General features: G+C 40.2%; 7 protein-coding genes. 3 read left to right on the forward strand and 4 right to left on the reverse strand.

Annotated features, from left to right (window positions below; all coding sequences use genetic code 11):
• Window positions 1-149 precede the first annotated feature (149 nt).
• Complete coding sequence (locus HMPREF3034_RS05415) at window positions 150-2,315, reverse strand: elongation factor G (protein ID WP_036900090.1); 2,166 nt, start codon at window positions 2,313-2,315, stop codon at window positions 150-152.
• Between the two features lie 170 nt (window positions 2,316-2,485).
• Here HMPREF3034_RS05415 and hemW point away from each other — a divergent pair, with 170 nt between their 5' ends.
• Window positions 2,486-3,604, forward strand: a complete 1,119-nt coding sequence (gene hemW / locus HMPREF3034_RS05420; RefSeq protein WP_062433851.1) for a radical SAM family heme chaperone HemW — start codon at window positions 2,486-2,488, stop codon at window positions 3,602-3,604.
• 1 nt (window position 3,605) lies between these two features.
• Here hemW and HMPREF3034_RS05425 read toward each other — a convergent pair whose 3' ends face one another.
• Both HMPREF3034_RS05425 and HMPREF3034_RS05430 read right to left on the reverse strand, forming a co-directional pair.
• Window positions 3,606-3,947 (reverse strand): hypothetical protein, encoded by a 342-nt coding sequence (locus HMPREF3034_RS05425; RefSeq protein ID WP_036900084.1) that lies wholly within the window; start codon window positions 3,945-3,947, stop codon window positions 3,606-3,608.
• The gene (locus tag HMPREF3034_RS05430; RefSeq protein ID WP_062433854.1) at window positions 3,940-5,163 is read right to left on the reverse strand and encodes a uracil-xanthine permease family protein; all 1,224 of its coding nucleotides are present in this window, start codon (window positions 5,161-5,163) and stop codon (window positions 3,940-3,942) included. Before HMPREF3034_RS05430 ends, HMPREF3034_RS05425 begins: the two co-directional genes overlap by 8 nt.
• A 101-nt stretch (window positions 5,164-5,264) precedes the next feature.
• On the opposite strand from HMPREF3034_RS05430, the gene HMPREF3034_RS05435 reads away from it, so the two are divergent.
• Together HMPREF3034_RS05435 and uvrA are read left to right on the forward strand one after the other, a co-directional pair.
• Window positions 5,265-6,113: a tRNA threonylcarbamoyladenosine dehydratase gene (locus HMPREF3034_RS05435; protein WP_036900126.1), complete on the forward strand. Its 849-nt coding sequence runs from the start codon at window positions 5,265-5,267 to the stop codon at window positions 6,111-6,113.
• 76 nt (window positions 6,114-6,189) lie between these two features.
• Window positions 6,190-9,024 carry an excinuclease ABC subunit UvrA gene (gene uvrA / locus HMPREF3034_RS05440; protein ID WP_062433857.1) on the forward strand — a complete coding sequence of 945 codons (2,835 nt, stop codon included), beginning with the start codon at window positions 6,190-6,192 and terminating at the stop codon, window positions 9,022-9,024.
• A gap of 146 nt (window positions 9,025-9,170) precedes the next feature.
• Here uvrA and HMPREF3034_RS05445 read toward each other — a convergent pair whose 3' ends face one another.
• Complete coding sequence (locus tag HMPREF3034_RS05445; RefSeq protein WP_062433862.1) at window positions 9,171-9,797, reverse strand: TetR/AcrR family transcriptional regulator; 627 nt, start codon at window positions 9,795-9,797, stop codon at window positions 9,171-9,173.
• Window positions 9,798-9,874: the final 77 nt, after the last annotated feature.

The following is a 9,874-nucleotide window of genomic DNA, read 5'->3' on the forward strand; positions in this document are numbered from 1 at the left end:
CTATATTAACATTGAATCGTTAACAAACACTCCTTATTTCAACTATATTAACCAATATACACTTCTATAGTTACATATATAAATATATAAAAAGAAAAGAGGAAGCATATTCCGTATGCTTCCTCTCTGCCATAAAAGTTATTATATTATTAATCATTAGCGTCTGCAGCCATTTCTGCTTCGTGCTCTTTTATCAACGTTTGTTGTATTTCATTCGGAACAAGTTCGTAACTAGCAAACTTCGTAGTGAACGAAGCACGACCACCAGTCAGCGAACTTAGCGAGATACTATAGTTGGCTAATTCTTTCTGTGGAATCTTAGCCTGCAGCTTCTGATAACCTGCTTCGCTATCCATACCCATAATCATGGCACGCCTTCCTTGCAAATCGCTCATGACATCACCTAAGAAATCAGCTGGAACAAAGACCTCTAAGTCGCATATAGGCTCCAAAATCTTAGGACCGGCAACCTTAAATGCGTCTGAGAAAGCATGGCGAGCTGCCAACATAAATGAAAGTTCATTAGAGTCTACCGGGTGCATCTTGCCATCATAGACTACTACACGTACGTCTCGTGCATAGCTTCCTGTTAATGGTCCATGCTCCATACAATCCATAATACCCTTCAGGATAGCAGGCATAAAGCGTGCATCAATAGCACCACCTACAACAGAATTGATAAATACGAGTTTACCACCCCACTCCAAATCAATGACTTCCTTACCTTTAATATTCATCTTGAACTCCTGCCCATTAAACTTATAAGTTGTAGGATCAGGCATTCCTTCTGCATAAGGTTCTACGATGAGATGAACTTCTCCGAACTGTCCGGCACCACCACTTTGTTTCTTATGACGATACTCAGCCTTTGCCGCTTTGGTAATGGTTTCGCGATAAGGAATTCTAGGCTCACCAAACTGCACCTGAAGCTTCTCGTTATTCTCTAATCTCCACTTCAATGTACGAAGATGGAATTCACCCTGACCATGCACGATTGTCTGTCTAAGTTCCTTACTCTGTTCAAGTACCCAAGTAGGATCTTCTTGATGCATCTTCAAGATAGCTGCCATTAACTTTTCGGTATCTTGTGCATTAACAGCCTTAACAGCTCTAGAATATTTTGAGTTAGGATATTTAATGAAGTCATATCTCCATTCACAATCCTTGCCATTCAAAGCATTACCAGTCTTTACATCTTTTAATTTGACGGTACACCCAATATCTCCAGCATGCATTTGGTCTACCGCAATACGATTTGCACCTGCACATGCATAAAGTTGTCCTATACGTTCGCGGCTTCCACGGTCTGCATTAATTAAATCATCACCCGCCTTTACCGAGCCACTCATCACTTTAAAATAGCTCACTTCACCAATATGAGGTTCTACACCGGTCTTAAAGAAATACAAACTAGCAGGGCCATTGCTATCCGGAGCAACTTCTTCACCTCTCGTATTGTGTAATTTTGGCATCTCATTGACGAAAGGAACAACATTTGCTAAGAACTCCATCAAACGACGAACACCCATATCTTTACCTGCACACACGCAGAAAACAGGGAACAGACTACGAGTTATCAGACCTTTACGAATACCTTCTCTCAACTCATCTTCAGAAAGAGTCTCAGATTCAAAGAACTTTTCCATCAAGTTCTCATCATTCTCTGCAGCAGCTTCTACCAATGCCTTATGGAGTTCCATGGCTTTATCCATCTCTTCAGCAGGAATCTCTTCTATTGTAGGTTGTCCTCCATCAGGCTTCCATGTATATTTCTTCATCAACAGAACATCTATCAATGAATTAAAACCTGTACCAGTCTGTAAGGGATATTGTATTTGTACACACTTAGAACCATAGATATCCCTCATCGAAGTTAGGATGGCATCAAAGTCACATTTATCAGAATCTAGTTGATTAACTAAGAAAATTACCGGTTTCTTCAACTTATCTGTATACCGGAAATTATTTTGTGTACCGACTTCTGGACCATATTGACCATTAATAAGCATCAAAGCTAAGTCGGTAACATTTAAAGATGTAATTGCACCTCCAACAAAATCATCACTACCCGGACAGTCTATAATATTCAGTTTTTTGTTATTCCATTCCGTATGAAATACTGTTGGGAAGACCGAATACCCATATTCCAATTCAACAGGAAAATAATCACTGACGGTATTTTTAGCATCAACACTTCCGCGACGTTTGATAATACCGGCTTCAAATAACATACTTTCGGCAAGAGTTGTCTTGCCGCTACCCGCACTGCCAAGTAACGCAATGTTCTTAATTTCGTTTGTCTGATAAACTCTCATATCAAAAGATTTAAAGTGTTAGTAATATTTTGTTCATGGTAGAGGTGACAATCATTCTATACATCACCTTTGACTTGGCCATAAAGTTAGGAATATTTATTCTAACAAACAAAACAAAATCACGAAAAGGATGTAAGTTTTAAAACATATTAGTATTTTTGCATAGATTTATGGCAGGACTCTATATACATATTCCCTTTTGTGCAAGCCGGTGCATTTATTGTGGTTTCTTCAGTACAACCAACAACAATATGATGAATCGATACATACATGCTGTTACGGAAGAGATGAATCTACGCAAACACGCGAATATCATTGACACTATATATATAGGTGGTGGCACTCCAAGTCAATTGTCTTCTCAAAATCTAGTAGCTCTTTTCAAATCTATATATAATATATATAATGTGAGAAAAGATGCCGAAGTAACACTCGAATGCAATCCAGATGATGTTACTGAAGATTTTACTACATTATTAACAAGACTACCTGTCAATAGGATTAGTATGGGAGTGCAAAGTTTTTCAGATAAAAGACTGTCTTTCCTACATCGCAGACATACATCAAAGCAGGCTATGGAAGCGGTGGAAACACTTCGGAATCATGGCATACAGAATATTAGTATAGACTTAATATTTGGATTTCCAGAAGAGACTATTGCCGATTGGGAAATTGATATTGACTCAGCTCTCTCCTTAAATGTGGAACATATATCAGCCTATAGCTTGATGTATGAAGAAGGCACACAACTCTACCAACTCTTAAAACAAGGCAAAATCTATGAAATAGATGAGGAAACAAGTTTATCAATGTACAATCTATTAATTGATAAACTAGAGAAATCAGGATACGAACAATATGAGATAAGCAACTTCGCACGACCGGGATTCCGAAGCAAACATAATAGTAGCTACTGGCATGAAGTGCCTTACATCGGGCTAGGCGCATCCGCCCACTCTTACAACAAGACACATAGAATGTGGAATCCAAGCAACCTTACCACATATATCCAAACCATTGAAAGTGGAAGATTGGCTTACGAGCAAGAAACTTTAGATTCACATACAAGATACAATGATTTGATTACCACAGCATTACGAACTAAAGAAGGCATCAATCTTACCGATATGAAGCGACATTATGGCTCATCATTATATCAATATCTAATGAATAATGCTCATCAACATCTACAAAACAACAACATGATGATTGAGGATGAGCATCTATCCTTAACTAAAAAGGGACTTTATATCAGCGACGACATCATGAGCGATTTAATCTATATCTAATCTAAGGCAACTTTCCAGTCTCTTGATATTGCTTGAAATAATATTCCTTAGCATCTTTTTCTATCTCCCCGATAGAACGTTTACCCGTAACATAAGGCTTTATATACTCTCCAATTACAAGTGAAAGCCCACATAAAACACCCCCTATGACATAATTCAAGAGTTCATTCTTAATCAATCCGGAAGACACAAAAGCAACAAAGACCACAACCGGGAAAGCCAATAACAGCCAATCTCCGGCTGTAGACATGCGTTTGCTTTCATTCCACTCCTCTTGAAATGGAGATGTACCCATAAGTCTTTTCTTATGGGTACTCCAATATACATCAAACTCCTTATTCATTCACAGATTCCGTTTCTTCTTCTTTATCATTCGGAAGAACTAAATTTAGAATTACACCAACCAATGCTGACAGGCCAATACCACTAATAGCAAAACTGCCACATGATAAAACAGCACCACCAATACCCATCGTTAAGGTTACAGAAATAATGATAATATTGCGTGTCTTATCTAAATTAACCTTATGTTGAATCAAGTTTTGAACACCGACACTGGCTATTGTTCCAAATAGAAGTAGCATGATTCCGCCCAATACCGCTGCGGGAATGCTACGCAATAGAGCTGCTAATTTTCCTATTACAGAGAAGACAATGGCCGTCGTTGCTGCAATTCGAATCACTTGCGGACTTGTAACCTTAGTTATACTCATCGCTCCGGTCACTTCACTATACGTAGTTACTGGAGGACCTCCAAAGAATGCGGACGCCAAACAAGCTAAACCATCACCGCACATCGTACGATGTAATCCCGGATCAGCAACGAAATCCTTACGTGCAACAGCCCCAACTACATAAACATCACCAATATGTTCTATCACCGGAGCAATAGCTACCGGTATCATATACAAGAAAGGTTCCCATGCAAACTGCGGCATTTGGAAATGCGCAATCGAAGGAGGTAGAGCAAACCATGGGGCAGATAGCACCTCAGAGAAGTCTACCGCATTCATGAATATCGACACGATATAACCGACTATGATACCACATACCACCGGAACCAACTTCAACAATCCACGTCCCAATGCTAATACAAGAATCGCAGTAACAAGCGATACGAAAGCCAAAATCCAATTCTCTTTTGCCATATTAACCGCAGAACCCGACAACGAAAGTCCTATCAAGATGATAACAGGGCCTATAACAACCGGAGGAAACAATCGGTCAAGTAGTTTTTTCCCTTGCCATTTAATCAATGCACTCATGACAAAATAGACCAAAGATACGCCTGCCAAACCAGCAAGAGTTCCCGGCATGCCCCACTGCTTACTCGCTGCGATAATCGGAGCAATAAAGGCAAAGCTGCTCCCAAGAAACACCGGCACCTTACCTTTTGTCACAAAGTGGAAGATAAACGTACCAATTCCGGCAGTCATTAATGCGGTGGATGGGTCTAACCCGACTAATAAAGGAACTAAAACAGTCGCTCCGAAAGCGACAAAAAGAAATTGTACTCCGACAATAGTTTTTCTCAATGGAGAAAGTTGGTTACTATCCATTCGATTTTTTGCATTAAATTATGTGCAAAAATAATACATTTTACTGGGTTTCACAGCTTTTATTCCAAGAAAATCGTAATTTTGTATTTCAAATTTTCGTTATGCAGAATCAATTCATACGAACTCAACTCTTATTCGGGCTACCTGCTCTTAATACCTTATGCGGTTGTCGTGTAGCTGTATTCGGCATTGGTGGCGTCGGTAGTTACGTAGTTGAAGTTCTGGCACGCAGTGGAGTTGGCGAACTAGATCTATTCGACAACGATACTGTTTCCATCACAAATATTAATCGACAACTATATGCTCTGCTATCCACTATAGGGAAACCCAAGGTAGATGTAGCCGAAGAACGTATCCATGACATCAATAACGAGTGCATCGTACATAAGCACCAAATGTTCTATTTACCCCAGAATGCCGATACTGTTGATTTGTCTAAATATGATTATGTCGTCGATTGTATTGATACCGTTGTTGCAAAACTAGAGTTAATCAGGCGATGTCATGACTTGCAAATTCCACTGATTTCCAGCATGGGAGCCGCCAATAAATTAGATGCCACCGCCTTTAAGATTGCAAACATCAGTCAAACAAAGATGGATCCTTTAGCCAAAGTCATCCGAAAAAAGCTTCGCAAACAGAATATACAGCATCTAAAAGTAGTCTATAGTGAAGAAGAACCTTTAAAGATAATTGAAGACGAGACCATCCATTTCACTGAAGAAAGCGAGAATGCCTCCACAAAACGTAGCATACCAGCTAGCAACGCCTTTGTTCCGGCAGCTGCCGGACTCATCATCGGTGGCGAAGTCGTGAAAGAGCTTATCGAGAAAGGCAATACCATGCGGATGACACCAGATGAAGCAAAAGACAACATATACGCCAAAGTTGCAGCAGAAAAGGCTGCCATACACCATCAAAAACTAAGCGGTAGCGCCCTCACAAAATAGAATCATATTATGGTATGGCGAAATCATTACCCCCCATTACCATTCCACCTCCCATCATCAAGGAACACATTTCATTATGGATAAATTCATAGAAGTAAAAGGAGCCAGAGTCAACAACCTCAAAAATATCTCTCTAAAGATTCCACGTAATAAGTTTATCGTTATTACCGGTGTTTCCGGTTCGGGTAAATCGTCACTGGCTTTTGATACATTATATGCCGAAGGTCAACGAAGATATGTAGAAAGTCTATCGGCTTATGCACGTCAATTTCTTGGGAGAATGAACAAACCGGAATGTGATTTCATCAAAGGCATACCTCCCGCTATTGCCATCGAACAAAAGGTAATAGCTCGTAATCCCCGTTCTACCGTCGGCACTTCGACCGAAATCTACGAATATCTTCGGTTGCTTTATGCTAGAATCGGGCACACCTATTCACCCATTAGCGGTGAAGAGGTAAAGAGACATTCTCCTGAAGATATTGTCGAATGTACAAAGCAATATTCAGAGGGGACCAAATTTATGGTTCTTGCCCCACTCCATTTAATCGAAGGTAGAACTTTAGTGAAGCAATTGGAAATGAGTGTGCAAGAAGGATATACCCGGCTCTTTATGAATGGAGAGATAGAAAGGATTGATAATATACTTGATAAGATTAATCATGATCCGACATTAGAAAACGCATTAGACATTACAGACATGAATCTAGTGATAGATAGGCTCAGCGTATCAACAGAAAAAGATTCCATTTCCAGACTCATAGACTCTTCAGAGACGGCTTTGTACGAAGGAGACGGGCAATGCAAGTTGGTCTTCCTACCCTCAAATATCATCCATGAGTTCTCTACTAAGTTCGAAGCAGACGGCATCCAATTCGAAGAACCCAATGATAATATGTTCTCATTCAACTCTCCTTTGGGCGCATGTCCTACTTGCGAGGGGTTTGGAAAAGTCATTGGTATCGACGAAAAATTAGTTATTCCGAATTCTGCATTAAGCGTATACGAAGATTGCGTGCAATGCTGGCATGGTGACAAGATGAGTGTTTGGAAGCAGGAATTTTGTAAACGGGCTCAGAAAGACAACTTTCCAATCTTCGAACCCTATTACTGTCTATCACAAAAACAAAAAGACATGCTATGGCATGGGCTACCTTCTGAGCAGTCGCTTCCACTAAGCGAGCGTGTTTGTATCGACTCTTTCTTCCAAATGGTGAAAGAAAACCAATACAAAATTCAGTATCGTGTGATGATGAGTAGATACCGCGGAAAGACGACATGTCCTGACTGTCACGGCACGAAACTCAAGAAAGAAGCATCGTGGGTGAAGATTGCCGGCATGAGTATAACCGACCTTGTAGAGATGCCCGTGAAGAATTTGAAGCAATGGTTTGACAATCTAAAACTTGATAATCACGATGCCGAAGTCGGTAAACGCCTGCTGACGGAAATCAAAAACAGACTCACGTTCCTTGTAGAAGTAGGGCTAGGCTATCTCACTCTCAATCGTACATCAAATACTTTAAGTGGTGGTGAGAGCCAACGTATCAACCTAACTACCTCATTAGGAAGTTCGCTGGTAGGCTCACTATACATTCTCGATGAACCAAGCATCGGCTTACATAGCAGAGACACCGACAAACTGATTCATGTTTTACAAGAGCTGCAGTCGCTCAACAATACAGTTATGGTGGTCGAACATGATGAGGAAATGATTAGAGCAGCCAACTACCTTATTGATATTGGCCCAGATGCCGGTACCAATGGTGGACGGATTGTTTTCGAAGGAAATAGTGACAGCCTTCAAGACAATTCACAGAAACTACTCGAAAAATATCCGGAATCATACACTATTAAATATCTTACAGGGATAGAGCAAATATCCACACCCTGTTCTAGGCGCCATTGGAACAGAACTATAGATATCAAGGGAGCTAGGATGAATAACTTGAAAGGGCTCGATGTGAAGATTCCATTGAATATTCTGACTGTCGTAACAGGAGTTTCCGGCTCTGGTAAGTCCTCACTTATCAAAGGAATCCTCTACCCTGCCCTCAAGCGTCATCTTGATGAAGTAGCCGAATTGCCGGGTGAATACACAGCTTTGGAAGGCGACTGGAAATCTATTAAACATGTAGAATTCGTCGACCAGAATCCGATAGGTAAGAGTACACGTAGCAATCCTGCCACTTATGTCAAGGCTTACGACGCCATCAGGCAGCTATTTGCCGATCAACCCTTATCTAAGCAATTAGGTTTTACCCCTCAATATTTTTCTTTCAACACAGACGGCGGAAGATGCGAGGAGTGCAAGGGCGCAGGTGTTATAACCGTAGAAATGCAATTCATGGCAGATTTGGTGCTCGAATGTGAATCTTGCCATGGGCATCGTTTCAAGCATGACATACTCGATGTGCGGTATCAAGGTAAGAATATAGATGATGTACTCAACATGACAGTATCTGAAGCCATTGAGTTTTTCGGCCAATATGGACAGACACAAATCGTCAACCGACTTACTCCACTAGAGTCAGTAGGATTGGGCTACATCAAGATGGGACAAAATTCAAGTACGCTTTCAGGCGGTGAGAACCAACGTGTAAAATTAGCTTACTTCATAGGACAGGAAAAGCAAGACCCCTCATTGTTCATTTTCGATGAACCTACTACCGGCTTACATTTCCACGACATCAACAAATTACTCAAATCGTTTAACTCTCTGATAGAGCGAGGGCACAGTATTGTTGTCATCGAACACAACATGGATGTTATCAAGTGTGCCGATTACATCATCGACCTTGGTCCAGATGGGGGCGACAAGGGGGGACAATTGGTTTGTGCCGGAACACCGGAAGAAATTATAAAGTGTAAAGATAGTTGGACAGGAAAGTTTCTGTCGTCAAAGCTTTAGGTTGAATTGAATCCGCTGCAAAACTGAGACAACAGTGCTGTCTTGGCTTTTCGGTAAAACTGCAAGGTGCGAGCAGCATAGCTGTTCGCACCTTGCAATAAGATAAATATAATAATAATTAATTCTAATCTAATTGAGACTGCTTATTAAGCATGTAGCTTTGAATCTATAACCATGAGTCCCTTATCTGTGCAAAGCCCTCTTATGAACAATAGCAATGCATTTCTGAAGACACGTTGAGGCGTATATTTTTGATAAAGTTTCTCCTCCATAATACCTTGTACTGCATAATTGGCTATCTCACGTATAATTCCATAGTCGGCATCTGCACGAAAATAACCTTCCGCTATACCCTTAGAGAAAAAATCATTCGATTTAGAATTGCGCTCTCTTCGTTTGCTTTCAAGATACTCTATGACCTTAGTATATTTATGGAGTTCCGCAAAAAACAGCGGATTGATTTCTGAAAGCTTAGCCATCTGAATACGATAGAATTCTATAATAATCTCCATAACACCATTTTCCGGCGAACTACAAAACTCTATCATATGCTCATCATAGGCTTCTTCCATCTTTTTCAAACCCTCAAAAAGCAAAGCTTCTTTATTAGCATAAAGCTCATAAAGAGTACGTTTGGATATTAAAAGCTTATTAGCAATATCATCCATCTTCACAGCTTTGATGCCATGCTTATGGAATTCCTGCATAGATATATTTAATATCTTTTCTTTCAGCTCTACTCGATATTGGGTTGTGATGTTATTTTTTTGCATAAATACGCACAATTAGCCTAAAAACGAATTAATACATTGCAAATTTACATAAAAATCGCTATATATAAGCCAGTGGA

The sequence above is a fragment of the Prevotella sp. DNF00663 genome (assembly GCF_001553265.1).
Taxonomy (GTDB): domain Bacteria; phylum Bacteroidota; class Bacteroidia; order Bacteroidales; family Bacteroidaceae; genus Prevotella.